This is a genomic window from Acidovorax sp. FHTAMBA (assembly GCF_038958875.1).
Taxonomy (GTDB): Bacteria; Pseudomonadota; Gammaproteobacteria; order Burkholderiales; family Burkholderiaceae_C; genus Acidovorax.
On the sequence record NZ_CP152407.1, the window covers coordinates 4,721,610 to 4,746,098 of the forward strand.

Below are 24,489 nucleotides of genomic sequence, written 5' to 3' on the forward strand. Positions count from 1 at the left end.
AACTGCCTCTGGAGCTCCTGCTCATCCAGGCTGTGTCCAATGCTCCTGCTGCACTCACGCAAGGCTGAGAGCAAAGTCTCCACATCCTGGCAAGACGGCTCAGAAAAAGACCAGGGGAGCTCACGAAGGATTGACGACGGAAGACTTTGAGCCAAAGACGGCCTCGCAAAAAATGAGACAGCGCCAGCGGTATGCCAGAGGAAGTGCCGCCTTGAACTCATGGGCGGTGATACACGATCATCGGAGGGTAACAGTCCCCACGATCTTGTCGAAGACTTGGCAGGCCTATCAAACCGCAAGTGCTGCTACCCCCGCCTCCAGCACCAGCGCAGTCGCCACATCCGCCCCGAAATTCATCAACCGCTTGCGCATGCAAATCACCGCCTTGTCCTTGCTCAGCAAAATCGCCCGGTGTGCCGCCGCCAGGTCGATGAACTTCTGGTCGTCCGCGTCCTTGCACACATAGGCCACCTTGGGCGCGATCTCCACCAGCCGCGCCTGCGCATCAAATGCAGCGAGTACCCGCGCTGCATCCACGCGGTAGTAGTCCATGCGCCCAACGATGTGCGGATAGGCCAGCACGCGCTCCAGTTCGTCGCGCATGACCTGGGTCGCTATCCAGGCCAGGCGCCCCTGGGCCAGCAGTGCGCGCAGAGGGGCGGTGCGCGGGTCGCTGAAGATCAGCAGATCGAGCGCCACATTGGTGTCCACCACCACGGGGCGTGCGGGCTCGCCCGCTACGGCCTCAGCCGGCAGGCGCAATTCAACCCGCATCGCGTGGGTCGTTAGCGTCTGGAGCAGCCTTCGGGGCGCGGTCGCGCACGGCGCCCTTGATCATGTCGAAGCGGAACATGCGGCACTCGATGGGGCCGTTCCACATCGGCACGCGGCGCGATTCTTTCAGGCGCATCTTGCCGGGCAGCTTGAGGTCGGGTGTGAGCATCCAGGCCTGCCAACCAGCGTAGTTCTTCTTCCAGTGCGAGGCCAGCTGGCTGAAGAACTCGCCGCCATCCTCGGTCTGCGCCTCTTCGCGGCCCACGGCCATGCCCTGGGCGCGGTCGGCGGCGCGCTCGCTGGCGTTGCGGCCCGCGCTCCCGGCGGCAGCAATGCGCTCGCCGTAGGGCGGGTTCAGCAGCATCACGCCAGGCTGGTCGCACGGTGGCATGCGCTGCAGGGCGTCGCCGCCGCGCAGTTGCACGGCATCGGCCACACCGGCGCGCTCGGCATTGCGCTGGGCAAAGTCGACCATGCGGAAGGCCACATCACTGCCAAAAATGGGTACAGCGCTTGCCTGTATTGCGCCTTCAGCTTCGTTTTTGATAGCAGACCACACGTGCGCCTGGAACGGCAGCAGCTTCTCGAACGCAAAGCGCCGCAGCATGCCGGCCGGGATGCGGCAGGCGATCTGCGCGGCCTCGATCACGATGGTGCCGCTGCCGCAGCAGGGGTCGTACAGCGGCTGGGGGTTGTCGCCGTGGGGGTCCCAGCCGCTGGCAGCAATCATGGCGGCGGCCAGGGTTTCTTTTAGTGGCGCATCGCCCTTGTCTTCGCGCCAGCCGCGCTTGAACAGCGGCTCGCCGGAGGTGTCGATGTAAATCGTGGCCTCGTCGGTGGTCAGGTGCAGGTGGATGCGCACATCGGGCCACTGGGTGTTCACGTCAGGCCGCACGCCGCTTTTGGCGCGAAAGCGGTCGGCCACGGCGTCCTTGACCTTGAGGCCCGCAAAGTTGAGGCTCTGCAGCGGGCTGTGCTGGGCGGTCACTTCCACCTTGAAGGTCTGGCGCGTGGTGAACCAGATCTCCCAGGCCACGTCGCTGGCCATGGCATAGAGGTCGTTTTCAGAGCGGTAAGGGCGGTGCGCCAACTGCACCAGCACGCGCTGGGCCAGTCGGCTGTGCAGGTTGAGCAGCAGCGCCTGGCGCCACGAGGCGCGCAGCAGCACGCCGCCGCGGCCGACCAGCAGGTCTTGCCCCGTGAGGCCGGTGATGCCATGCACTTCATCGGCCAGAAAGCCCTCCACGCCCGCAGCGCAAGGGAGGAAAAGTTGGAGTTGGTTCATAGGACTGGCCGAAAGGATACGCGCTCAAGCCTTGCGCAGGAGCAACTGGCGGATGGACTCCGGGATCGGCGCCACCTTGCGGTCGGCCTTGCCGATGAAAACGATGCCGATCTTGCCGCGCGCCACCTCGCGGTCGGAGGTTTTTTCGGTCATGCAGAACACCAGGTCAAAGCCGTAGCGGTTGAAATCGGCTGGCGCCATCTCCACCCGCATGGTCTCGCCATGGAAACCTTCGGACTTGTACTGCGCCACGATGTCACCCACCACGATGGACAGGCCGCCCACATCGGCCTCGGGGTAGCCCAGCGACTGGAAGAACCGCACACGCGCCTCGGACACCAGCGTGAGCAGCTGCGCGTTGTCCAGGTGCCCGCCCTGGTTGACGTGGCTGATGTAGATCTGCAGCTCGGTGGCAAAGCCGAAGTGCGGGGGGAGGTCAAAGACGATGCGGGCCATGGTGGGGCAGCGGGTAGATAAACAAAAAATCAAACAGGGCGAGCCAGGCGCACCCTGGCGGTGACCCTACAGCGCCTTGCGCAGATTGGCCGGCGCGATCTTGAGCGCCTCGCGGTACTTGGCCACGGTGCGGCGTGCGCACTCGATGCCCTGCTCCTTGAGCATCTCGGCGATCTGGCTGTCGGACAGCGGCTTGGCGGGGTTCTCGGCGGCGACAAACTGCTTGATGAGGGCGCGCACCGCCGTGCTGGATGCATTGCCACCGGTTTCGGTGCCCAGGCCCGAGCCAAAGAAGTACTTGAGCTCGTAGGTGCCGATCGGCGTGGCCATGTATTTGGCCGTGGTCACGCGGCTGATGGTGGACTCGTGCAGGCCCAGTTCGTCGGCGATGTCGCGCAGCACCAGCGGGCGCATGGCCAGCTCGCCATGGGTGAAGAAGTTTTTTTGCCGCTCCACGATGGCGCGCGAGACGCGCAATATGGTGTCAAAACGCTGCTGGATGTTCTTGATGAACCAGCGCGCCTCTTGCAGGCGCTGCTGCATGCCCTGGTGGCCCTCGCCGCCCTTGTGGCCGCGCAACGCACCGGCATAGATGTCGTGCACGCGCAGGCGGGGCATCACGTCGGGGTTGAGGCTGACGATGAAGTTGTGCTGGCCATCGCGGCCCCGCTGCGAGCCTTCGCGCCCGGCTTTGCGCACGATCACATCGGGAATGATGATGTTGCGCTCCACATCCGCAAAGCGGCGCCCGGGGCGGGGCTCCAGGCGGGCGATGAGGGCCATGGCGGCGCGGGTGCGCTCTTCGCCATCGCCACACAGCTGCGTCAGGCGGCGGATGTCGCGGCGGGCCAGCATCTCCAGCGGCTGCTGGCAGATGCGCAGCGCGGTCTGCACGGTGTCGGGGTCGGCGTCGCTGTCTTCGTCGGCCGCCAGGGCGGTGAGCTGCAGGGTGAGGCACTCGGCCAGGTTGCGCGCACCCACGCCCACGGGTTCCAGGCTTTGCAGCAGGCGCTGGGCCACCGTGAAGCGGTGCACCAGTTCCTCGATCTGCTCCAGGTCTTCGGGCCCTGCCAGGCTGATGGCCAGCTCTTCGAGCGACTCTTCAAGGTAGCCATCGTCGTTCAGCGATTCGATGAGAAAACGCAGCGCGGCCGTGTCCACTTCGGACAGCCGCAGCGACAGCGCCTGGCGGTGCAAAAAGGCGGTGAGCGACTCGTGCGTTCGGGCCAGCTCGGTGGCGTCGGCCTCGTCCCCTTCCGCATCGTTGCGGGTGCGCGCCGGGGCGTCGCCACCCCACTCGGCGTCGTTGGGCGCCATCTCTACCGTGCCGTCGCCGCTCCAGTCGGGCTCGTCGGCACCTGCACTGGGGATTTCAGCCTCGTTTTGGCTCTCAGCGCTAGTACCGCTTGCACTGACAGCTCCTGAAAACATAGCATCGTCGACGCTGTAGTCGTCGGCCTGTGCGGGCGTGTCGGCGGCTTCCAGGCCAAACTCCTCGCGCGGTGCTTCGTCGGCATTGCGCTCAAGGAACGGGTTTTCGTCGAGCATCTGCTCGACTTCCTGCGAGAGTTCGAGCGTGGACAACTGCAGCAGCCGGATGGACTGCTGGAGCTGGGGAGTCAATGCAAGGTGCTGCGAGACGCGCAGCGACAGTCCAGGCTTCATTGATTGAGCGCCGCCGGGCCGCCCCAAGGCGCGAAGGCCCCCTCGGGGGGCAGCGCATTACACGAAGTGACAAGCGTGGGGGCCATGTCTACATCCTGAAGTGTTCGCCGAGGTACACGCGGCGTACTTCGGCGTTGTCCACGATCTCGGACGGCGTGCCCTGCGCCAGCACGCGGCCATCGCTGATGATGAAAGCGTGGTCGCAGATGCCCAGTGTTTCGCGCACGTTGTGGTCGGTGATGAGCACGCCGATGCCGCGCGCCTTCAAGAAGCCGATGATGCGCTGGATCTCGATCACGGCAATGGGGTCGATACCGGCGAAGGGCTCGTCCAGCAGGATGAAACGCGGCTGGGTGGCCAGGGCGCGGGCAATCTCGACCCGGCGGCGTTCCCCGCCCGACAAGGCCATGGCCGGGGACTCGCGCAGGTGGTCCACGCGCAGCTCCTGCAGCAGGGCGGTAAGGCGCTCTTCGATGGCGGTTCGGCTCAGGCGCTGGCCGTCGTCACCGCGCTGCAGCTCCAGCACGGCGCGCACGTTTTCTTCGACCGTGAGCTTGCGGAAGATCGAGGCTTCCTGCGGCAGATACGACAGCCCCAGGCGCGAACGGCGGTGGATGGGCATGTGGGCCACCGAATGGCCGTCAATGCGAATGTCGCCCGCATCGCTGCGCACCAGCCCCACGATCATGTAGAACGAGGTGGTCTTGCCCGCGCCGTTGGGGCCCAGCAGCCCCACGACCTCGCCTTTTTGCACCACCAGCGACACATCCTTGACGACCTTGCGGGTGCCGTAGGACTTGGCCAGGTGCTGCACCTCCAGGCGGCTGCCCGTCTGCGAATCAGGCCCCAGGCGGCTGCCCGCCTGGGCGTCAGGCGCGGTACTCACGGTATTGCCGCTCACTTGGCGCCGCCGCCCAGGCTGTTGCTGGGGCGCAGCGCCGGAGCCGGAGTGGATGGTTCAGGTGCCGCCACAGGGGGCGACGGATCTTTGGGGGACAGCACGGCGCGCACGCGGCCGCCTGGCGCGGGGGCGTCCCCAGCGGCATTGGTGGCTGGCCGCTTGCCGTCCACGCTGAAGACATCGGTCAGGTTGTTGTAGACGATCACGGCGCCGGTGATCTCGTCACTGAGCACCGATCCCCGATAACGGCGCAGTTCGGCGCGGGTGATAAAGCGCACGTTGTCGGCCTTGCCGTCGTACTCGATTACTTCGCTTTCACCCTCGATGAACTCATCGGGCGCACCCGGCAGGGTGTCGCGCTTTTGCCGAAAGAATGCGCGCTTGCCGGGCTCGGCGGTGACGACACCGTACTGGTAGCCATCGGCATCCTGGCGCACATCCAGCCGCGCTCCGCGCAGCACGATGGAGCCCTTGGTCATCACCACACGGCCGGAGAACACGCTGGTCTGCTTGAGTTCATCGTGCCGCAGGGCGTCGGCCTCGATGTTCATGGGCTTGCTACGGTCTGCCCTCTCGGCATGGGCCACACCCAGGGTGCAGGCCAGGGCGGTGAGCATGAGGATGGGAAGGAGGCGATGGTTCATAGGGCACGAATCTTGCAATCATTGTATCCATCCGTTCGCCCTCCTCCATGAAAAAAGCCCGCGCATGCGGGCTTCGAAGGCAATACGCCAAACAGACGGCCGTAAACCGTCAGCCTTTGCGGGCCACAGCCGTCAGGTGATCGACCACCTGCAACACGTTCTGCATGCTGCCGGCCATCGTGCCGTCGGTATAGAACTTGCCAGCGACCCCCATGGAAGGCACACCCTCCACGCCATAGGCATCCTGCAGCTGCGAAGCACGGCGGACCTGGTTGGACACCGTGAAGGAGTTGTAGACCTCCTTGAACTTGGCCGCATCCACGCCCTGCTGCCCGACCCAGGCAAAAATGTCATCGTCCTTGGCGAGCTTGAGCTTGTCCACATGGATGGCCCGGAATACCTTGGCGTGCAGTGCTTCGAGCTTGCCCATGCCTTCCAGCGTGTAGTACAGCTTCTGCTGGGGGATGAAGCTCGCATTGAAGGCCACCGGCACGCGGCGAATACTCAGATCCTTGGGCGCGGCCTTGGCCCAGGCGTCGAACGCGGGCTCAAACACGTTGCAGTGGGGGCAGCTGTACCAGAAGAACTCGATCACATCGACCTTGCCGGCTGCAGCGTCGGGCGCCACGGGCTTGTCCAGCCGCTTGTAGTCCTTGCCCTCCTTGAACTGGCGGGCCTGGGCCAGCGCGGGGGTGGCCACGGGCAGCGTCAGGGCGGAAGCGGCAACCACCGAAGCGGCAGACAGAGAAAAATCACGGCGTTTCATGTCAAAGACTCTCCTGTTACAGGTCTGGGGGATGTGAGCCATGCCCCCGCAAAAAGTTCAGATCGGCATCAGCGCTGCACGCGCACCAGCGCAGATTCGACGCCAGCGCCGCCGAGCTTCTCCTTGAGCTGCTCGGCGTCGTCGCGCTTGGCAAACGGCCCCACGCGCACCCGGAACACCGGGCGGCCGTTCTGTTCGCGCTCGCTCACCCGCGCCTCCCAGCCCAGCATCGCCAGCTTGGCGCGCTGGGCGTCGGCATCGGCCTGCGTGCGGAAGGCACCCGCCTGTACAAAGTAGTCAAACGGGTCCACCTCGCTCTTGGCCGCCGCTTTGGCCGCCGCCAGATCGCCCAGTGGGTCGGCGCTGGGCTTGCTCTCGGCCTTGGCCTCGGGCTTGCTGGCTGCGGGCTTGGGAGCCGACGCAGCAGCGCGCGCATCCGGCGGCGCCACTGCGGCGGGCGCCGAAGCGACCGGAGCAGGCGGCGCAGCGGGCCGCGCCGGGTTCTTGCCATACAGCGGAGAGTTGGGGTCCCAGTTCTTGTTCTTCTGCGATTCGGCGGCGTCCATGTCGGCACCACGGCCGCCACCCTTGTTGAGGAAGGGCACCGGCACCTTGGTCACATAGACCGCCACCGCCAGCGCGGCACCCAAGCCCACGATCACGCCCACGATGAAACCGATGATGGTCCCGCCCGTCTGTTGCTTCTTCATAGTTTGTAACTGCTTACATTCTGGCCGGAGCCGACACGCCCAGCACAGCCAGGCCATTGTGCAATACCTGCGCGGTGGCGGCGACGAGCGCGAGGCGCGCCTTTTTCACCGCCTCGTCGTCCACCAGGATGCGCTCGGCATCGTAGTAGCTGTGGTAGCTGGCGGCCAGGTCGCGCAGGTAGAAGGTCACGTCGTGCGGGGCCTCGCCGTCGGCGGCGGCCGTGAGCATCTCGGGGTACTTGGCCAGCTGCAGCATCAGGGCCTGGGCCTGCGGGCCTTCCAGGGCCGAGAGATCCACTTCCTTGAGCGAAGCGACATCGCCGCCACCCGCCTCTGCCCAAGCGCGCAACACCGACTGGATGCGCGCATGCGCGTACTGCACGTAGTACACCGGGTTGTCGTTGTTCTGCGCCACGGCAAGGTCCACGTCGAAGGTGTATTCGGTGTCGGGCTTGCGGCTGAGCAGGAAGAAGCGCACGGCGTCCTTGCTGGTCCACTCGATCAGGTCGCGCAACGTGACGTAGCTGCCCGCGCGCTTGCTGATCTTGACCTCTTCACCACCCTTGACCACGCGCACCATCGTGTGCAGCACGTAGTCGGGGTAGCCTTGGGGAATGCCCACATCGGCCGCCTGCAGGCCAGCGCGCACGCGGGCGATAGTGCCGTGGTGGTCGGTGCCCTGGATGTTGACGACCTTGGTGAACCCGCGCTCCCACTTGGCAATGTGGTAGGCCACGTCGGGCACGAAGTAGGTGTACGTGCCGTCCTGCTTGCGCATGACGCGGTCCTTGTCGTCGCCGTAGTCGGTGCTCTTGAGCCACAGCGCGCCGTCCTGCTCGTACGTCTTGCCGTTGGCCACCAGCTTGTTCACCGTGGCCTCGACGCGGCCGCTGGTGTACAGGCTCGATTCGAGGTAGTACTCGTCGAACTGGAGGTTGAACGCCTGCAGGTCCTTGTCCTGCTCGTTGCGCAGGTAGGCCACCGCAAACTGGCGGATGTTGTCGTAGTCCTCCACATCGCCGTTGGCGGTGAACTCGCGGTCGTCGGCCTTCACCGTGGCTTTGGCCTTGAAAGCCTCGGCGATGTCGGCGATGTAGTCGCCGTTGTAGAAGTTCTTGGCCAGCGGGTTATCGCTGTCGGTGGGCCAGCACTCGTCGCCGGGCTTGAAGCCCTTGGCGCGCAGCTGCGTGCTCTTGGTCAGCGTGTCGATCTGTACGCCCGCGTCGTTGTAATAGAACTCGCGGTGTACCTTCCAGCCCTGGGTGGCAAACAGGTTGCAGATCGCATCGCCCAGCGCCGCCTGGCGGCCGTGGCCCACATGCAGCGGGCCGGTGGGGTTGGCCGACACGAACTCGACCAGCACCTGCTGGCCGTGCGCGCTTTGGTAGCCGAAGCGGTCGCCCGCGGCCAGCACCTCGCGCACCACTTGCTGCTTGGCAGCGGGTTTCAGGCGGATGTTCAGGAACCCAGGGCCCGCGATTTCAATGGCCGATACCCAGCGCTGGAACGCGGGAGTGGCTTCCAGCGCCGTCTTGAGCTGCTCGCCCAGCGCGCGCGGGTTGAGCTTAAGGGGCTTGGCCAGCTGCATGGCCGCGGTGCAGGCAAAGTCGCCGTGCGCAGCCACCTTGGGGGATTCAAACGCCGCTTTGGCACCGGCGCCGGGGGACAGGGTTTCGAGCTCGCCCGCAAGCGCGGCGAGCAATTCATTTTTGGCTGTGAGCATCGGCGGATTTTACGGGGGCATCCGGGGCCAGCGCCGGACGCCCGTTCTTGCGCCGTCCGCGTTGTGGCCGCTAGGGTTCTATGGTGCAATGACTCCGGGAGCCCCCTATAACCCAATCACTCCAGGAGATTCCATGCAAAAGCTTCTTTCCCTCACCGCTCTGAGCCTGGCCCTGTCGCTGGGTCTTTCGGCCCAGGCAGCCGAAGACAAGGCCCCGACCAAGCAGCAATCCAAGATGGCGACCTGCAACAAGGAAGCGGGCGATATGAAGGGTGACGAGCGCAAGGCGTTCATGAAAACCTGCCTGAGCAACAAGCCCGCCTCCCAGCAAGACCGGATGAAGGCCTGCAACGCCGACGAAAAAGCCAAGACGCTCAAGGGCGACGAGCGCAAGGCCTTCATGAGCGAGTGCCTCAAGAAGTGACGTAACCGGCACCGACACACGGCAAAAAGCCGCTGCCCCGTGGGGCCAGCGGCTTTTTTTACGGGCGCAGGGCCTGAAAGGCCTACCAGCCCCGCGCCCAGAACACCGCAATCACCGCCACCACCGGCAACACGTGCGACTGGATCATCACCAGCCGGCGCACCTTCTTCACCTCCAGTTCGTCAGGCAGGGCGCCCGAGGCCTGCAGATTGCGCCGCCAGCGGCGGAACATGATGGAAGGCCAGATCGACAGGATGGCCATGACCACCACGATGGTGATCTTGATGTGAAACAGCGGCTGCGAGACATACCACGACACCCCCTTGATGCCCCAAAAGAGCCGTGCCAGGCCGCTGCCAATCATCACCAGAGCGGCCGCGCCATAGATCACATCCAGCCGCACCAGGCGCTCGACGACGGCGGCATTCATCCATTCGGTGCGGCACAGCGCCGCCTGGCTCGACAGAAAGACCACAAAGGTCAGGATGGCCACCAGGTGCAGGGCGGCAAGAATGGCTTCGAGGGTCATGGAGGGTTCCTTTTCAACACCCGGCGGCTCGATAAATGCGTCAACTCCACCCGGGGATGGTTGCCATTTTGCTTGAGGAAAAGCTCGCCAGCACCGCCCAGCGCCACCTGCGTGCACGCCCGCTGCTGCGCTGCGCCAGACGCCGCCGCCCTGCGCATCTACTTCTAAATTGATAGCTATAAGCGCTTTACCATCAAGCGCTGGAGGCCACTTTTATCTTAAAAATGACCCTGATACAGACACGTTCCTGCCCTTCAGCCGCGGACTCCCTGTCCTCAGTTCTGAGGACATACAAGCCTCGACGAATCCGGTAGCTTCGGCCGCGCCTGCCCTACAAGTGCCCCCCGGAGAAGCAACTGCATCATGGCCAAGACAACAGCAGCAGCGGCGCCCACGCCAAACATCAGAACTCTGACCCGCACCTGGCTGCTGGGATTCGCTGTCGTGCTTGCGGCCTGCGGCGGCGGTGGGGGCGATGACCCACCGGTGAACACCCCCAGTTTCCGCGTGGGTGGCCAGCTGGCCGGTCTGGGCGCGGGCAAGACCGTGGTCATTACCGATGCCAGCGGGCCCAGCGCCGCCGTGTCAGCCAACGGCAGCTACAGCCTGCAGCTACCCGCAGGCACCGCCTACAGCCGGCGCATTGCCGCCCAGCCGGTGGGCCAGACCTGCACCATCGCCAATGGCAGCGGCACCGTGAGCGCCGATGTGAACAACGTGAGCGTGGCGTGCCGCGACAACGATGTGCCCCCCAACGCCCGCACGCTGGGCGGCAGCGTCGCGGGCCTCGCCACAGGCAAGGCGCTGGTGCTGCAACTCGCGGCCGGGGGAGCCACGCAAGAGGCCCGCGTGACCGCTGACGGGCCCTTCACGTTCGCCCAGCCCGTCACAGGGCCCTACAGCATCTCTGTGCTGACCCAGCCGCAGAATCAGACCTGCACCGTCACCGGGGGCCAAGGCACCGTCGATGCCAGTGCCGCCCTGCCCCCCATCACCGTAGCCTGTGCAACCACGGGCTACCGGCTCTCGGGCACCGTCAGCGGCAACATCGGCGTGGTAGCGTTGCGCAACAACGCCAACGGGGACACCGTGACCGTGGTGGACAACGGCGCCTTCCGCTTTGCCCAGCCTGTGCTGGCGGGCATGGGCTACGCCGTCAGCGTGTTCGACAGCAGTGCGGGGCAAAGCTGCAGCGTCAGCGGCGGCACGGGGGTCGCCACGGCCGACGTCACGCAGATGGCCGTCGTCTGCGTGGTGGATGCACCGCCACCACCGCCACCGGTGGTGGTGGTTCCGGGCATCCCTGCGCTGATGCTGGCCTATGACGTCAAGACCTTCAAGCTCAGCTGGGGCGCCATTGCGCCCCCCGCTGGCGGCGGCGCCATCACCTACCGCGTGACGGAAGACCCCGACGGTGCAGGCCCGGCCGCAGCCACGCAGATTGCCACGGGCCTCACCGGTACCAGCTACGACCGGGTGGTGACAGGCCTGCTGCACACGCGGCTGAACGCCACCTACCGCGTGCAGGCGTGCAACAGTGCGGGGTGCAGCGCGTTGTCGGCGGCGCAGACGGTGAACTTGACACAAGCCATTGGGTACTTCAAGGCGAGCAATACAGAGCCGAACGACTACTTTGGCTACCGCGTGGCCCTGTCGGGGGACGGCAATACCCTGGCCGTGGGGGCGTACCAGGAGGACAGTAATGCCACCGGCATCGATGGCAACCAAGCGGACAACTCTGTGGGAAGTGCAGGCGCGGTGTATGTGTTCACCCGCAGCGGCAGCACCTGGAGCCAGCAGGCCTATGTGAAGGCCAGCAACACCGGGGTGAATGACTACTTTGGCTACAGCGTGGCCCTGTCGAGCAACGGCAACACTCTGGCGGTGGGGGCGTACGTGGAGCGCAGCAATGCCACCGGCATTGATGGCAACCAGGCGGACAACTCGGCTCCCGGAGCTGGCGCTGCCTATGTGTTCACCCGCAGCGGCAGCACCTGGAGCCAGCAGGCCTATGTGAAGGCCAGCAATACCGAGGCAGGTGATGCCTTTGGCATCAGCGTGGCCCTGTCGGGCGACGGCAATACCCTGGCCGTGGGGGCGGTCGGGGAGGGCAGCATTGCCACCGGCATCGATGGCGACCAAGCGGACAACTCCGCCGGCTCAGCAGGCGCCGTCTATGTGTTCGCCCGTAGTGGCAGCACGTGGAGCCAGCAGGCCTACGTAAAGGCCAGCAATACAGGAGCAGTTGACGCTTTTGGCGTCAGCGTGGCCCTGTCGGGCGACGGCAATACCCTGGCCGTCGGGGCAATGAGGGAGGCCAGCAACGCCACTGGCATCGACGGCAACCAGGCAGACAACTCGGCTTTCAATGCAGGCGCCGTCTATGTGTTCGCCCGTAGTGGCAGCACCTGGAGCCAGCAGGCCTATGTAAAGGCCAGCAATGCCTGGGCGAATGACTACTTTGGCGCCAGCCTGGCCCTTTCGGGCGACGGCAATACCCTGGCCGCAGGGGCACATACGGAGGCCAGCAATGCCACCGGCACCAATGGCAACCAAGCAGACAACTCGACAATCGCTGCGGGCGCCGTCTATATGTTCACCCGCAGCGGCAGCACCTGGAGCCAGCAGGCCTATGTGAAGGCCAGCAATACTGGGGAAGGTGACCAGTTTGGCTGGAGCGTGGCCCTGTCGGGCGACGGCAATACCCTGGCCGTGGGGGCGTACGGGGAGCGCGGCAATGCCACGGGCATCAATGGCAACCAGGTGGACAACTCGGCCTCCCTTGCTGGCGCCGTCTATGTGTTTACCCGCAGCGGCAGTGCCTGGAGCCAGCAGGCCTATGTGAAGGCGGGCAATACCGGGGCGTATGACTCCTTTGGCACCAGCGTGGCCCTGTCGGGAGACGGCAATATTCTGGCCGTGGGGGCGAATTTGGAGGCCAGCAATGCCACGGGTACCAATGGCAACCCGGCGGACAACTCTGCCGGCGCTTCTGGCGCCGTGTATGTGTACTGACACCGTTTCGCTTGGGTGGGTGCAGTACCTACAAGTGCCGAACACCCGCCAGGCGGGGAAGCAAGCCGACGCGGGCGGTGCAGCGGTGCCGGGCGTGCGCGGGGCCTCTGCCCAGTGGCGGGGAGAAAAATTCCAAGCCAGATCAGGACCTACCGCTTGATCACAATGCGCCAACAGCTACCAAATCAGTAGCAAAACAATTCACCCACGCTCCTGCGGCAGCCACAGACAGAACTCCCCCCCCGCCCCCCCATGTGGCCCAGCGGCAGTGCCCGCCCAGGGCCTGTGCGCGGTGGCGCACATTGGCCAGACCCAGGCCGGTGGTTGCGGCGGGCGCCGGGTGGGGTGGTGGCACAAAGCCGCAGCCATCGTCGCGGATGCGCACCACCACGCCGCCCTCGTCCGTCTGCGTTGCCAAATCGATGACAGTTGCCTGGCTGTGCTTGAGGATATTGGTCAGCACCTCTTGCAGGATGCGCAGCACATGCAGGGCGGCCTGCGGGTCCAGCCAGGGCAGCGGGGGAAGGTCTCGCACGCTCCAGGTGAGGGTGATGCCCGCCGCCTTGAGCCGGGGCGCCAAGCGAAACCTCAGGGCGGCCAGCAGCGCCAGCAGGTCGGCGTCGGCAGGTGTCAGCGAGTCGATAGCGAGCTTGAGGTCGTCGATGCAGTCCTTGAGCACAAGGGCGGTGTCGGCCGTGCTGGCCTGGCCGCGTTCGACCATGCGCAGCGCGCTCATGAGCGATGAGCCGATGCCGTCGTGCATGTCCTGCATCAGGCGCTGGCGCTCGGTGGCCAGGGTTTGCTGGCGCTCCAGCGCGCGCAGTTGCTCGTGGCTGCCGGTCAGTTCGCGCTCGCGCGCAGCGAGCTGGCTCTCCAGCCCGGCATTGACCGCTTCCACCGCATGGATGGCGCCCACGTAGCGGCGGTAGACGATGGCCAGGAAGATGGCGAAGAGGCCGATAGACAGGTACGGCGCCAGGTACACCCTCTCGATGTCGATGCGGTAGTTCTGCAGCAGCAGGTCGTGCACCCCTGCGGGGATGTTCAGCGAGATCCAGGCAAACAGCACCATGCCTTCGCCCGAGCGCGCCTGCCAGGAGGCCCACAGGCCCGAGATGGCGACCACCGTCGTGAGGAACGCGATGGCGATGTACACCAGCGGGAGGATGGCGGGCAGGTGCGGCAGCAGGTGCGGCACGGGCAGGGTGAGCACGGTGCACAGCCCTACCAGCGTGACGATGCCCCGCGCCAGCCGGGGCATGCGCTTGCGGTGTACGCGCAGGGCAAACGCAAAGGCGGCGACCATGGCCCAGCCCAGCGCGTTGACGGTGAGCCAGCCAAACCAGTCGTCCGGCATGGGCAAGGGTCGGTCGTCCACCACGTAGTGCAGGTTGCGCAGCCCGCAGGTGACGGCGACAGCGAAGAACAGCAGGTAGATGGGCTCGCGGCGGCGCACCAGCCCCACGGCCAGCGCAAACAGGCCGATGACCAGAAAGGCGGCTCCTGCATGGCTGACGAGGTCGTTCTGCACAAACCGGCGCAGGTTGTAGCGCCACAGCAGTGCGTCTTCGGTGCCTACCCAGGCGGTGGAAAGGGCGCCGCCCACACCCTGCTGGCTGGCCATGCGCAACCAGACGGTGTGGGGATGTGTGCCACCACCGCCCTTTGCAGCGCTGCCGCTGGAAGAGCGGCCACTGCCGCCCAGGGCCACCCACAACGGCCGGTTGAAGCTGTTCCACACGCGGCTGCCCCGGGTACGGTAGGCGAGGTGGCCATCCACGTACACGGCAACGATGCCAATGGTCTGCCAGCGGGGCAGGTACAGAAAAAGCTCCTGCTCCGGCAACCCGGGCGGCACGGTGAGCCGGTACCAGGCCACCTCTGGGGGGGCCCGCAACGAGGCAGTGCCCTCTGCCAGGCTGCGGGTGCGGGCATGGGGCAAGGGCACGGGGGACCAGTCGCCCGCGTCTTGCAAGGCCTTCGGAGGCTCGGGGGGCGGCTCCCACCCAGCGCCTGTCTCCATGCGAAAGGCGGCCTGCCCGATGTGCGCGGCGCCGTCGCCCTGCCCCCGGTCGCTGCAGGCCACCAGCCCCATGGCCAGCAGCAAGCAGGCCGCGCATTTGCTAATCAGCCAGCAGGCCCTGCTTGTAGGCGGCATGGATGGCTTCGGCGCGGGTGTTGACCTGGAGCTTGGCGTAGATGCGCCGCACGAAGGTGAGCACGGTGGTTCTGGAGATGCCCATGGAGCGGGCGGTTTCTTCGGTGGTGAAGCCCTTGCTCACGTAGCGCAGCACCTCCTGTTCGCGCGCAGACAGGGTGGCGGGCGGGCTGCCGGCTGGTGCCAGGCTGGCGGCGGCGCGCGCCAGAATCTTGCGCGCCACCATGGGGCTGATGGGGCTGCCGCCCGCGTGAAGGTTGCGGATCTCCTCGGCCAGCTCGGCAGCGCTCACGTCCTTGAGCAGGTAGCCCATGGCCCCGGCTTCGATGGAGCGCAGCACGTGGTCCTCGTCGCCAAAGATGGTGCTGACCAGAATGCTGCAGTCGGGCCACTGCACGCGCGCGGCGCGGATCACGTCCAGGCCCGAACCGTCGGGCAAGCCCAGGTCCACCAGCAGCACGTCCAGGGGCGTCGTGGGCAGCAGCTCCAGCGCCTCGGCGCGGCTGGTGGCCAGCAGTGCCAGCGCCAGGTCGGGCTGCTGGCCGATCATGGTCACCAGGGTGTCGCGGCTGGCGGCGTCGTCTTCCACCACCCCCAGACGCAGCGGGGGCGGGCGGGAGGACGGGTGCGCGCTGATCGAGGTCAAGCGCCCCTCCAGAAGGCAGGCTGGGCGTACTGGTGCTTGAGGTAATCGATCCACAGCCGCACGCGCAGCGGCAGGTGCTTGCGCTGGGGAAACACCACATAGATGCCGTTGGGCGGGGCGGCGAAGTCTTCCAGCACCGCCACCAGACGGCCGGCGGCGATTTCGGCCTCGACCTCCCAGGTGCTGCGCCAGGCGATGCCCCAGCCACCCAGGCACCAGTCGTGCAGCACCTGGCCGTCAGAGCAGTCGAGCGGGCCGCCGGGCTTGAGGTGCACGACCTCGGTGGAGCCACCGGGCTGCGGCACGCGGAACGCCCACCCGCGCGTTTGCGATGCGTCGCTCGACAGCGTGAGGCAGTCGTGCTGCACCAGCTCGGCCGGCGCGCGCGGGGTGCCACGGCGGGCCAGGTATTCGGGCGTGGCCACGCACAGACGGCGGTTGTCGGCAATCCGCACGCTCACCAGCGACGAATCGGGCAAATCGCCCACGCGCACGGCGCAGTCAAAGCCTTCGCCCGCCAGGTCCACCACGCGGTCGCTGAGGTTGAGAGAGATGGTCACGTCCGGGTGCTCGGCCCGGAACCGGGGCACCAGCGGTGCCACATGGCGCCGGCCAAAGCCCGCGGGCGCGGTGATGCGCAGGTGCCCGGTGGCCTTGACGCCGCCTTCGGACACGCTGGCCTCGGCATTGGCCACGTCGGACAGCAGGCGCTGGCAGTCTTCCAGAAACGCGCTGCCCTCGTGCGTGAGGCTGATGCGGCGCGTGGTGCGCATCAAGAGCTTCACGCCCAGGTGCTCTTCGAGCGCATCGAGCCGCCGCCCCATGATGGCGGGCGCCACGCCCTCGGCCTTGGCAGCGGCAGTCAGGCTGCCGCGCGTGGCCACCGACACAAAGGATTCGAAGGCCTTGAGTTTGTCCATGGGCGGAGATTATGGAGACATCGGCGCGCGGGCGGGCCACCGCGCCACCGGGAAGCACCGGTGGTGCTGTTTTACAAGCAAAAACAGGCTCCAGCGCTTGATGGACAAGCGCAAACAGCTATTATTTACATAGCATTTACGCCAGACGCGACTTGAGGAACCCCACGGTGCCATAGCGCTTGACCTCGGTGTAGAGGTCGTGCGTGAGGCCCTGCACCATGGCGGTGTAGGCGTCGGCCAGGTCGGGGGCGATGGTGAAGTGGTCGTAATTCACGATCACGCCCACCCGCTCGCCTTGGGCGGCGACCGGGGCGAGCAGGCGGCGCACCTCGTGTTCAATGGCGTCGATGGTGGCGCCAGCATTGATCTGCAGGCCCGAGAAGTCGATGTGCAGCAGCTTGCGTGCGGCATCGAGCTCGAAGCGCTGCACCAGCGGGCGGTTGAGCAGCTGCTCGCGCAGGCCCAGCGGGCCAGGCTCGAACAAGCGCATGTCCATGGTCTGCAGGCCGGGGCTGATGCGCGGCGTGAACGACATGTGGGCCAGCACGTCGCGCTGCAGGTCGATGCCGGGCGCCAGCTCGATCAGCTCCAGCGCACCGCCGCCATCCGCCTCGCCCGAGGGCACGAGGCGGAACACGCAGCGCTCCGTCACATACAGCACACGCTGGCCGCGCTTGAGCGCCTCGGCGCCGCTGAAGGTGCGGTGCTCGACCTCGCGCACCAGCTTGCGCGCGCCGCCTTCGTGCAGGATGTGCAGGTGGCCGTCCACCGCCTCGACCTGCAGCGCGCCCGCCGTGAAGGTGCCGACGAACACCACGGTCTTGGCGTTCTGGCTGATGTTGATGAAGCCGCCCGCACCCGCCAGGCGCGGGCCGAACTTGCTCACGTTGAGGTTGCCATGCTGGTCGGCCTGCGCCAGGCCCAGGATCGCGATGTCCAGGCCACCGCCGTCGTAGAAGTCGAACTGGTTGGGCTGGTCGATGATGGCCTGCGGGTTCACCGCCGCGCCGAAGTTCAGGCCGCCCGCCGGAATACCGCCGATCACGCCGGGCTCGGCCGTGAGTGTGACGAGGTCGATGATGCGCTCCTCGGCCGCCACATTGGCCACGCCCTCGGGCATGCCGATGCCGAGGTTGACCACCTGGTGCGGACGCAGCTCCAGCGCTGCGCGGCGGGCGATGATCTTGCGCTCGGTCAGCGGCATGACCTCCAGGGTGTCCACGGGCACGCGCAGCTCGCCCGCAAACGCAGCGCTGTAGGGCTCGGCAAAGGTCTGATGGTGGTGCGCGGGCTCGGTGGCCAGCACCACGGCGTCCACCAGCACGCCGGGCACCTTCACCTGCCGGGGGTTGAGCGTGCCGCGCTCGGCAATGCGCTCGACCTGCGCAATGACCACGCCACCCGAGTTGCGCGCGGCCATGGCGATGGCCAGCGCTTCGAGCGTGAGCGCCTCGCGCTCCATGGTGAGGTTGCCGTCCGCGTCGGCCGTGGTGGCGCGGATGATGCCCACATGGATCGGGAAGGCCTTGTAGAACAGGTAGTCCTGCCCGTCGATGGGCAGCACGCGCACCAGGTCTTCGGTGGTGCGCGCGTTGAGCTTGCCGCCGCCGTGGCGCGGGTCCACGAAGGTATCGAGGCCCACACGCGTGAGCGTTCCGGGCTTGCCGGCAGCGATGTCGCGAAACAGGTGCGTGATCACGCCCTGCGGCAGGTTCCAGGCCTCGATCTGGTTGTCCACCGCGAGCTTCTGGATGCGGGGCACCAGGCTCCAGTGCCCGCCGATCACGCGCTTGAGCAGGCCTGCATGGCCCAGGTGGTTGAGGCCGCGCTGCTTGCCATCGCCCTGCCCTGCGGCGTAGACCAGTGTGAGATCGCGCGGGGTTTGCGTGGACTCCCAGCGCCGGGCCAGCGCCACCGCAATGCTCTCGGCAAAGCCGATGCCCACAAAGCCGCCCGTGGCCACGGTGTCGCCGTCGTGGATGAGCTGCACCGCATCGGCGGCGCTCACGATCTTGTTCTTGTGGGCCGCGTTGAGCGCGCTGGCGTCCAGGGGTGCCTGCATGGGTTTGTCTCCCGGTGGGTTTGTTGTGCGCGCAGCGTAGTGGGTTACGGGCCAAAGCACCATTCAGGGTGACTACGGACCGCCCTCAGTTTTGCGTAAAAGTCACTGGTTTAGAGATTTTCAGCGTATTTATGTGGGCAAACATTTGCAATACAGTGTGCCCATGGCCTGCTAGCGCAGTTCCCGGTTTTTACGTTTCCATAACTTTCTCAAGGCACCCCATGACCGAACGCACCCAAGTCCACGGCCTGCAAGTGGCCACCTCCCTGTACCGCTTTGTCGAAGACAAGGTGCTGCCCGGCACCGGCATCGACGGCGCCACGTTCTGGAAAGGCTTCGACGCCATCGTGTCCGACCTGGCCCCGCGCAACATCGCCCTGCTGGCCGAGCGCGACCGCCTGCAGACCGAGCTGGACACCTGGCACAAGGCCAACCCCGGCCCCATCAAAGACATGGTGGCCTACCGCGGCTTCCTCGAAAAGATCGGTTACCTGGTGCCCCAGCCCGCCAACGTGCAGACCACCACGGCCAACGTGGACGACGAGCTGGCCACGCAGGCCGGCCCGCAACTCGTGGTGCCCATCCTCAACGCCCGCTACGCCCTGAATGCCGCCAACGCCCGCTGGGGCTCTTTGTACGACGCCCTGTATGGCACCGACGCCATCCCCGAGACCGATGGCGCCGAGAAGGGCAAGGGCTACAACCCGGCGCGCGGTGCCAAGGTGATCGCTTTCGCCCGCGACGTGCTCGACCAGTCCGCCCCCCTGGCCAGCGGCTCGCACAAGGATGCCACCGGCTACCGCGTCGAAGGCGGCCAACTCGTGGTGCAGCTCGCCAGTGGCAGCACCGGCCTGAAGGACGCCAGCCAGTTCAAGGGCTACCAGGGTGATGCCGCCGCGCCCTCGTCCGTGCTGCTGCAGCACAACGGTCTGCACCTCGATATCCAGATCAACCGCGCCACGCCCATCGGCCAGTCTGACGCCGCCGGCGTGAGCGACGTGGTGCTCGAAGCCGCGCTCTCCACCATCCTCGACCTCGAAGACTCCGTGGCCGCCGTGGATGCCGAAGACAAGCTGCTGGGCTACAGCAACTGGCTGGGCATCATCAAGGGCACGCTGACCGAATCGTTCGACAAGGGCGGCAAGACCATGACGCGCGGCCTCAACGCCGACCGCGTCTATGTCGGACCGAGCGGCGGCGAAGTGCGCCTGCATGGCCGCTCGCTCATGTTCCTGCGCAACGTGGGCCACCTGATGACCAACCCGGCCATCCTCTGGAAGGATGCCCAGGGCCAGCAGCGCGAGATTCCCGAAGGCATCATGGACGCCGTGGTCACCACCGCCATCGCCGTGCACGACCTGCAAGGCCATGGCGCGGGCGGCCTGCGCAACTCGCGCAAGGGCTCGGTCTACATCGTCAAGCCCAAGATGCACGGCCCGACCGAAGTGGCCTTTGCCGCCGAGCTGTTCGGCCGCGTCGAAAAGCTCCTGGGCTTGCCGGACAGCACCGTCAAGCTCGGCATCATGGACGAAGAACGCCGCACCAGCGTCAACCTCAAGGCCTGCATTGCCGCCGCCAGCAGCCGCGTGGCCTTCATCAACACCGGCTTCCTGGACCGCACGGGCGATGAAATGCACACCGCCATGCACGCCGGCCCCATGATCCGCAAGGGCGACATGAAGACCAGCGCCTGGATCCAGGCCTATGAGCGCAACAACGTGCTCGTGGGCCTGTCCTGCGGCCTGCGCGGCAAGGCACAGATCGGCAAGGGCATGTGGGCCATGCCCGACCTGATGGCCGAAATGCTCAAGCAGAAGATTGCCCACCCCAAGGCCGGCGCCAACACCGCCTGGGTGCCCAGCCCCACCGGCGCCACGCTGCACGCGCTGCACTACCACCAGGTGAAGGTGAGCGACATCCAGATCGAACTGGAAAAAATCGACGCCAACGCCGAACGCGACAACCTGCTGACCGGCCTGCTGACCATCCCCGTCGCCGCCAGCCCGAACTGGACCGACGCCGAAAAGCAGCAGGAACTGGACAACAACGCCCAGGGCATTTTGGGCTACGTGGTGCGCTGGGTGGACCAGGGCGTGGGCTGCTCCAAGGTGCCCGACATCAACGACATCGGCCTGATGGAAGACCGCGCCACGCTGCGCATCAGCAGCCAGCACATGGCCAACTGGCTGCACCACGGCGTGGTGACCTTGCCCCAAGTGCGCGAAACCTTCGAACGCATGGCTGCCAAGGTGGACAAGCAGAACGCCGGCGACCCGCTGTACCGCCCCATGGCCGGAAATTTCGGCACCAGCATGGCCTACCAGGCCGCGTGCGACCTGGTCTTCAAGGGCCTGCAGCAGCCGAGCGGCTATACCGAGCCGCTGCTGCATGCCTGGCGCCTCAAGCTCAAGGCCGCAGCGTGATTGCGTGCTATTAATTCCAATAGCTTGTGACGCTTGATGGATAAGCCCTGGAGGCTGTTTTCATTCATAAAAAAACCAACGGCACCCTCGGGTGCCGTTTTTCTTGACATGCCTCTCAGCCCTGGCGCCGCTCGGGCACTGCGTCGTCGGGCACGGGCGCGCGCGAAGCCAGCCGGAGGTGCAGCGCCGCCTGGGCCATGAGGTTGGCTGACACGGGCGCCGTGACGAACACAAACAGCGTGATCAGCAGCTCGGCAATGCCGGGGCGGCCCTGGCTGAACGCCACCAGCATGGACGCCAGCAGCACGCCGCCCACACCCAGCGTGGATGCCTTGGTGGGTGCATGCAGGCGCATGAAAAAGTCGGGCAGGCGGGCCAGGCCAATGGCGCCCACCAGCAGGAAGAAGGCCGCGATCACGATCAGCGCTGCGGCAGTCCATTCGATCAGAGGGTGCATGGGTACTCCTTTATTCCACCACGTCGCCGCGGCTCAGGTAGCGTGCCAGCGCCACGGTGGAGGCAAAGCCCAGCATGGCCACCAGCAGGGCGGCCTCGAACAGCAGCGCGGTGTTCCAGCGGATGCCCAGCAGCACGATCAGCGCCACGGCATTCATGTAGAGCGTGTCCAGTGCCAGCAGGCGGTCGGTCATTTCGGGCCCGCGCAGCAGGCGCCAGGCACACAGCACCACGGCCACCGTCACGGCGGCCACGCCGATGTTCAATGCGATGTCGAGTGCGTTCATGCGGCCCTCCCGGTGGTGGCGCCAGCGCCGGGCGCTGCGGCGCGCGGCTGCTGGCGAAAAATCTGGAGCAAAGGCGCCTCGTAGCGCGTCTTCATGTCGTCGATCATGGCCTGTGCGTCGTCGCAGGTCAGGGCATGCACCAGAATTTCATGGCGCTGCTCGTCCACCACGCACGACACCGTGCCGGGCGTGGTGGTGATGATGGTGGCAAACAAGGCATTCACGCGCGGGTGGTCGCAGGCCAGCGGCACGGGCAGCCAGGCGGGCTGCATGCGCGGCAGCGGGCCCAGCACCAGCCGGGCCACCGTGATGTTGGCCACCACGATGTCCTTGAGCACCACCAAGGTCAGCCGCACGGCGGCCCCCCAGTGGATGCTGGAGCGTTCGCCCAGAAACGGGTGCAGCAGGCGCGGCACGATCAGGGCAATCAGCAACGCCGACAGCAGGTGCACGGGCTCCAGGCTGTGCGACAGCGCGAGCCAGCTGGCTCCCAGCAGCAGGGACAGCAGCGGATGGCTGAGCCAGCCCGGCTTGCGCGCCGGATTGGCGGGGGGCGAGGTGTTGGGGTTCATCGGGTCTCCTCGGTGGGGGCCGCGGCCGGTGTGCGTTGGCCGTCGTAGGGCCGGGTGGTGGGGGCGCCGGTCATGCCCAGCACGGCGCGGGCGTAGGCGGCCTGGTCGGCCAGTTGCGCTGTGGCGGCGTCGGTGTAGCGCTTCACTGGGGACGCCAGCACCGCCATGGCCAGCGTGAGCGCCATGAAGGCCCACACAGCAGACAACAGCTTGACGCTGGAGCCCGAGCCGGGGTTGCCCTGCCCTTCGTCGGGCTGGATATGCCAGAACACGATGACCCCGGCGCGCGCCAGGCCCACGATGGTGAAGAAGCCCACGCTAAGCACCACCGCCCACACCCAGACCTGCGCGGGCAGGCCCGACGAGCTCTCCAGAATCATCAGCTTGCCCAGAAAACCCGGCAGGGGGGGCAGGCCCGCAGCCGAGGCCGCGCCAAAAATCATCATCAAGCCCAGCAGCACCGGCTCGCGCACCGCCGCAGCAGGCCGCAGCTTGTCCAGTGCATCACCGCGCTGGGCGGCCATCAGCTCGACCAGCAGGAACAGGCCCGCAATCACCACCGTGCTGTGCAGGGTGTAATACAGCGAAGCCGACAGGGTGGCCGGGGAGTACAGCCCCACGCCCGCCAGAATGGTGCCCACCGACGAGACGGTGAGGTAGGCCACTAGCCGGCCCATGCTGTGCGCGGCCAGCGCACCCAGCACGCCGAGCACGCTGGTGGCCAGGGCCAGCGGCAGCAGCCAGGCCTGGGCCGCAAAGGCGGCCTCACCGGCCTCGGCGCCAAAAATGCCCCAGTGCACGCGGATGATGCTGTACACGCCCACCTTGGTCATGATGGCAAACAGCGCGGCCACCGGTGCACTGGCCGACGCGTAGGTGCCCGGCAGCCAGAAGTACAGCGGCACCAGCGCCGCCTTCAGGCCAAACACCACCAGCAGCACCAGCGCCGCTGCCCGCGCCAGCACGGCGCTGTCGCCCGTGAGCTGGCCCACGCGCAGGGCCACGTCGGTCATGTTGAGCGTACCGGTGACGGCGTACACCAGCGCCAGCCCGATCAGGAACAGCCCCGAGGCCGCGAGGTTGAGCACCACATAGTGCACGCCCATGCGGAACCGCTCGCGGCCCTGGCCGTGCACCAGCAGCACGTAAGAGGCGATCAGCAGCACCTCGAAGAACACGAACAGGTTGAACAGGTCGCCGGTGAGGAAGGCGCCGCACAGGCCCATCAGCTGGAACTGGAACAGGGCATGAAAGTGGCGGCCCCGGGTGTCCCAGCCGCCGGTGGCATACCAGAGCACCGGCACCGCCACCAGGTAGGTCAGCAGCACCATGAGGGCCGACAGGCGGTCGAGCACCAGCACGATGCCAAACGGCGCGGGCCATTCACCCAGCTGGTACACCAGCAGATCGCCGCCGCTGGCGTGGTGCACCAGCTGAACGGCCATGAACAGGCCCAGCAACACCGACGCCATGGACAGCCGTGCGCCCCAGCGCTGGCGGCCGTCCGCACCGGTGCCGCCGGAGCTGGCCGAATCACCGATCAGCAACAGGCCCACGGCCGTGAACACCGGCAACAGCACCGACAGCACCGGGGCGTGCTGCAGCCAGAAAGTTGAGATCACATCCCACATCAGGCCTGACCTCCACTCTTGCCCGCGGGCGCCGTGGCGGCGCTGCGGTAACCCGGGGCGTGGCCGGGCTCGTGCCCGTCCACGTGGTCGCTGCCGCTCTCATGGCGGCTGCGCAGGGCCAGCTCGATCACAAAGCCGGTGGTGGCAAAGCCGATCACGATGGCGGTCAGCACCAGCGCCTGGGGCAAGGGGTCGGCCACGGGGCCATCACCCACCAGGATGGGCTGGGCGTTGGACCACAGGCGGCCCATGGCAAAAATGAAAACGTTCACCGCATAGCCCAGCAGCGACAGGCCCAGCACCACGGGAAAGGTGCGCCCGCGCAGCATCAGGTAAATGGCGCAGGCGGTGACAAAGCCGATGCCGGTGGCCAGCAAAAATTCCATGCTCATGTGGGTTCCTTGGTGTGTCGCACGGCGGGCGAGGGGTGACGGGGGCCTGC

22 protein-coding genes are annotated in these 24,489 nt (G+C 66.5%); 3 read left to right on the top strand and 19 right to left on the bottom strand.

Annotated elements, in window-relative coordinates:
* Positions 1–288: 288 nt before the first annotated feature.
* From AAFF19_RS22105 to argS, 9 genes are all read right to left on the bottom strand, one after another.
* Complete coding sequence (locus tag AAFF19_RS22105; protein WP_182120325.1) at positions 289–774, bottom strand: putative toxin-antitoxin system toxin component, PIN family; 486 nt, start codon at positions 772–774, stop codon at positions 289–291.
* Positions 764–2,059, bottom strand: coding sequence for a THUMP domain-containing protein (locus tag AAFF19_RS22110; RefSeq protein ID WP_182120324.1), 1,296 nt, complete (start codon positions 2,057–2,059; stop codon positions 764–766). Before AAFF19_RS22110 ends, AAFF19_RS22105 begins: the two co-directional genes overlap by 11 nt.
* A gap of 24 nt (positions 2,060–2,083) precedes the next feature.
* Entirely contained in the window at positions 2,084–2,515 is a 432-nt protein-coding gene (locus AAFF19_RS22115; RefSeq protein WP_182120323.1) for a thioesterase family protein, read from the bottom strand.
* A 66-nt stretch (positions 2,516–2,581) separates the two neighbouring features.
* Positions 2,582–4,180, bottom strand: a complete 1,599-nt coding sequence (locus AAFF19_RS22120) for an RNA polymerase factor sigma-54 (protein ID WP_182120322.1) — start codon at positions 4,178–4,180, stop codon at positions 2,582–2,584.
* A gap of 88 nt (positions 4,181–4,268) precedes the next feature.
* Entirely contained in the window at positions 4,269–5,066 is a 798-nt protein-coding gene (gene lptB, locus AAFF19_RS22125; protein WP_246331008.1) for an LPS export ABC transporter ATP-binding protein, read from the bottom strand.
* 11 nt (positions 5,067–5,077) lie between these two features.
* Positions 5,078–5,725 carry a lipopolysaccharide transport periplasmic protein LptA gene (gene lptA, locus AAFF19_RS22130; RefSeq protein WP_008906598.1) on the bottom strand — a complete coding sequence of 216 codons (648 nt, stop codon included), beginning with the start codon at positions 5,723–5,725 and terminating at the stop codon, positions 5,078–5,080.
* Between the two features lie 109 nt (positions 5,726–5,834).
* Complete coding sequence (locus tag AAFF19_RS22135) at positions 5,835–6,491, bottom strand: thiol:disulfide interchange protein DsbA/DsbL (RefSeq protein ID WP_182120321.1); 657 nt, start codon at positions 6,489–6,491, stop codon at positions 5,835–5,837.
* A gap of 68 nt (positions 6,492–6,559) precedes the next feature.
* Positions 6,560–7,201 carry an SPOR domain-containing protein gene (locus AAFF19_RS22140; RefSeq protein ID WP_182120320.1) on the bottom strand — a complete coding sequence of 214 codons (642 nt, stop codon included), beginning with the start codon at positions 7,199–7,201 and terminating at the stop codon, positions 6,560–6,562.
* A 13-nt stretch (positions 7,202–7,214) separates the two neighbouring features.
* A complete protein-coding gene (gene argS / locus AAFF19_RS22145; RefSeq protein ID WP_008906601.1) occupies positions 7,215–8,924 on the bottom strand; it encodes an arginine--tRNA ligase in 1,710 nt (569 codons plus the stop codon).
* Between the two features lie 133 nt (positions 8,925–9,057).
* On the opposite strand from argS, the gene AAFF19_RS22150 reads away from it, so the two are divergent.
* Positions 9,058–9,348 carry a PsiF family protein gene (locus AAFF19_RS22150; protein ID WP_008906602.1) on the top strand — a complete coding sequence of 97 codons (291 nt, stop codon included), beginning with the start codon at positions 9,058–9,060 and terminating at the stop codon, positions 9,346–9,348.
* Positions 9,349–9,430: 82 nt separating this feature from the next.
* Here the strand turns inward: AAFF19_RS22150 and AAFF19_RS22155 are convergent, their stop codons facing one another.
* Positions 9,431–9,877: a DUF2214 family protein gene (locus AAFF19_RS22155; protein WP_008906603.1), complete on the bottom strand. Its 447-nt coding sequence runs from the start codon at positions 9,875–9,877 to the stop codon at positions 9,431–9,433.
* A 363-nt stretch (positions 9,878–10,240) separates the two neighbouring features.
* Here AAFF19_RS22155 and AAFF19_RS22160 point away from each other — a divergent pair, with 363 nt between their 5' ends.
* Positions 10,241–12,892 (top strand): FG-GAP repeat protein, encoded by a 2,652-nt coding sequence (locus AAFF19_RS22160; RefSeq protein WP_220459083.1) that lies wholly within the window; start codon positions 10,241–10,243, stop codon positions 12,890–12,892.
* A 160-nt stretch (positions 12,893–13,052) separates the two neighbouring features.
* Here the strand turns inward: AAFF19_RS22160 and AAFF19_RS22165 are convergent, their stop codons facing one another.
* The 4 genes from AAFF19_RS22165 to AAFF19_RS22180 all read right to left on the bottom strand — a co-directional run bounded on the left by AAFF19_RS22165 (position 13,053) and on the right by AAFF19_RS22180 (position 18,678).
* Complete coding sequence (locus AAFF19_RS22165; RefSeq protein ID WP_342721012.1) at positions 13,053–14,999, bottom strand: ATP-binding protein; 1,947 nt, start codon at positions 14,997–14,999, stop codon at positions 13,053–13,055.
* A 16-nt stretch (positions 15,000–15,015) separates the two neighbouring features.
* Entirely contained in the window at positions 15,016–15,696 is a 681-nt protein-coding gene (locus AAFF19_RS22170; RefSeq protein ID WP_182120318.1) for a response regulator transcription factor, read from the bottom strand.
* Entirely contained in the window at positions 15,693–16,616 is a 924-nt protein-coding gene (locus AAFF19_RS22175; RefSeq protein ID WP_182120317.1) for a LysR family transcriptional regulator, read from the bottom strand. Before AAFF19_RS22175 ends, AAFF19_RS22170 begins: the two co-directional genes overlap by 4 nt.
* A gap of 136 nt (positions 16,617–16,752) precedes the next feature.
* The gene (locus AAFF19_RS22180) at positions 16,753–18,678 is read right to left on the bottom strand and encodes an acyl CoA:acetate/3-ketoacid CoA transferase (RefSeq protein WP_182120316.1); all 1,926 of its coding nucleotides are present in this window, start codon (positions 18,676–18,678) and stop codon (positions 16,753–16,755) included.
* A 221-nt stretch (positions 18,679–18,899) separates the two neighbouring features.
* Here AAFF19_RS22180 and AAFF19_RS22185 point away from each other — a divergent pair, with 221 nt between their 5' ends.
* A complete protein-coding gene (locus tag AAFF19_RS22185; RefSeq protein WP_182120315.1) occupies positions 18,900–21,101 on the top strand; it encodes a malate synthase G in 2,202 nt (733 codons plus the stop codon).
* Positions 21,102–21,216: 115 nt separating this feature from the next.
* On the opposite strand, the gene AAFF19_RS22190 is transcribed toward AAFF19_RS22185, so the two are convergent.
* The 5 genes from AAFF19_RS22190 to AAFF19_RS22210 are packed head-to-tail and all read right to left on the bottom strand — an operon-like array spanning position 21,217 to position 24,433.
* Entirely contained in the window at positions 21,217–21,558 is a 342-nt protein-coding gene (locus AAFF19_RS22190) for a Na+/H+ antiporter subunit G (protein WP_024813274.1), read from the bottom strand.
* Positions 21,559–21,568: 10 nt separating this feature from the next.
* Entirely contained in the window at positions 21,569–21,844 is a 276-nt protein-coding gene (locus tag AAFF19_RS22195) for a K+/H+ antiporter subunit F (RefSeq protein ID WP_111866376.1), read from the bottom strand.
* Complete coding sequence (locus AAFF19_RS22200) at positions 21,841–22,416, bottom strand: Na+/H+ antiporter subunit E (protein WP_182120314.1); 576 nt, start codon at positions 22,414–22,416, stop codon at positions 21,841–21,843. The genes AAFF19_RS22195 and AAFF19_RS22200 overlap by 4 nt, the downstream gene beginning before the upstream one ends.
* Entirely contained in the window at positions 22,413–24,047 is a 1,635-nt protein-coding gene (locus AAFF19_RS22205) for a monovalent cation/H+ antiporter subunit D (RefSeq protein WP_182120313.1), read from the bottom strand. Before AAFF19_RS22205 ends, AAFF19_RS22200 begins: the two co-directional genes overlap by 4 nt.
* Positions 24,047–24,433: a Na+/H+ antiporter subunit C gene (locus tag AAFF19_RS22210; RefSeq protein WP_220459084.1), complete on the bottom strand. Its 387-nt coding sequence runs from the start codon at positions 24,431–24,433 to the stop codon at positions 24,047–24,049. The genes AAFF19_RS22205 and AAFF19_RS22210 overlap by 1 nt, the downstream gene beginning before the upstream one ends.
* Between the last annotated feature and the right edge of the window lie 56 nt (positions 24,434–24,489).

Excerpts from the sequence above, each read along its gene's own strand:
- AAFF19_RS22105 (WP_182120325.1), bottom strand. The coding sequence starts at position 774 with ATGCGGGTTGAATTGCGCCTGCCGGCTGAGGCCGTAGCGGGCGAGCCC.
- AAFF19_RS22110 (WP_182120324.1), bottom strand. The coding sequence starts at position 2,059 with ATGAACCAACTCCAACTTTTCCTCCCTTGCGCTGCGGGCGTGGAGGGC.
- AAFF19_RS22115 (WP_182120323.1), bottom strand. The coding sequence starts at position 2,515 with ATGGCCCGCATCGTCTTTGACCTCCCCCCGCACTTCGGCTTTGCCACC.
- AAFF19_RS22120 (WP_182120322.1), bottom strand. The coding sequence starts at position 4,180 with ATGAAGCCTGGACTGTCGCTGCGCGTCTCGCAGCACCTTGCATTGACT.
- lptA (WP_008906598.1), bottom strand. The coding sequence starts at position 5,725 with ATGAACCATCGCCTCCTTCCCATCCTCATGCTCACCGCCCTGGCCTGC.
- AAFF19_RS22135 (WP_182120321.1), bottom strand. The coding sequence starts at position 6,491 with ATGAAACGCCGTGATTTTTCTCTGTCTGCCGCTTCGGTGGTTGCCGCT.
- AAFF19_RS22140 (WP_182120320.1), bottom strand. The coding sequence starts at position 7,201 with ATGAAGAAGCAACAGACGGGCGGGACCATCATCGGTTTCATCGTGGGC.
- argS (WP_008906601.1), bottom strand. The coding sequence starts at position 8,924 with ATGCTCACAGCCAAAAATGAATTGCTCGCCGCGCTTGCGGGCGAGCTC.
- AAFF19_RS22150 (WP_008906602.1), top strand. The coding sequence starts at position 9,058 with ATGCAAAAGCTTCTTTCCCTCACCGCTCTGAGCCTGGCCCTGTCGCTG.
- AAFF19_RS22155 (WP_008906603.1), bottom strand. The coding sequence starts at position 9,877 with ATGACCCTCGAAGCCATTCTTGCCGCCCTGCACCTGGTGGCCATCCTG.
- AAFF19_RS22160 (WP_220459083.1), top strand. The coding sequence starts at position 10,241 with ATGGCCAAGACAACAGCAGCAGCGGCGCCCACGCCAAACATCAGAACT.
- AAFF19_RS22175 (WP_182120317.1), bottom strand. The coding sequence starts at position 16,616 with ATGGACAAACTCAAGGCCTTCGAATCCTTTGTGTCGGTGGCCACGCGC.
- AAFF19_RS22180 (WP_182120316.1), bottom strand. The coding sequence starts at position 18,678 with ATGCAGGCACCCCTGGACGCCAGCGCGCTCAACGCGGCCCACAAGAAC.
- AAFF19_RS22185 (WP_182120315.1), top strand. The coding sequence starts at position 18,900 with ATGACCGAACGCACCCAAGTCCACGGCCTGCAAGTGGCCACCTCCCTG.
- AAFF19_RS22190 (WP_024813274.1), bottom strand. The coding sequence starts at position 21,558 with ATGCACCCTCTGATCGAATGGACTGCCGCAGCGCTGATCGTGATCGCG.
- AAFF19_RS22195 (WP_111866376.1), bottom strand. The coding sequence starts at position 21,844 with ATGAACGCACTCGACATCGCATTGAACATCGGCGTGGCCGCCGTGACG.
- AAFF19_RS22200 (WP_182120314.1), bottom strand. The coding sequence starts at position 22,416 with ATGAACCCCAACACCTCGCCCCCCGCCAATCCGGCGCGCAAGCCGGGC.
- AAFF19_RS22205 (WP_182120313.1), bottom strand. The coding sequence starts at position 24,047 with ATGTGGGATGTGATCTCAACTTTCTGGCTGCAGCACGCCCCGGTGCTG.
- AAFF19_RS22210 (WP_220459084.1), bottom strand. The coding sequence starts at position 24,433 with ATGGAATTTTTGCTGGCCACCGGCATCGGCTTTGTCACCGCCTGCGCC.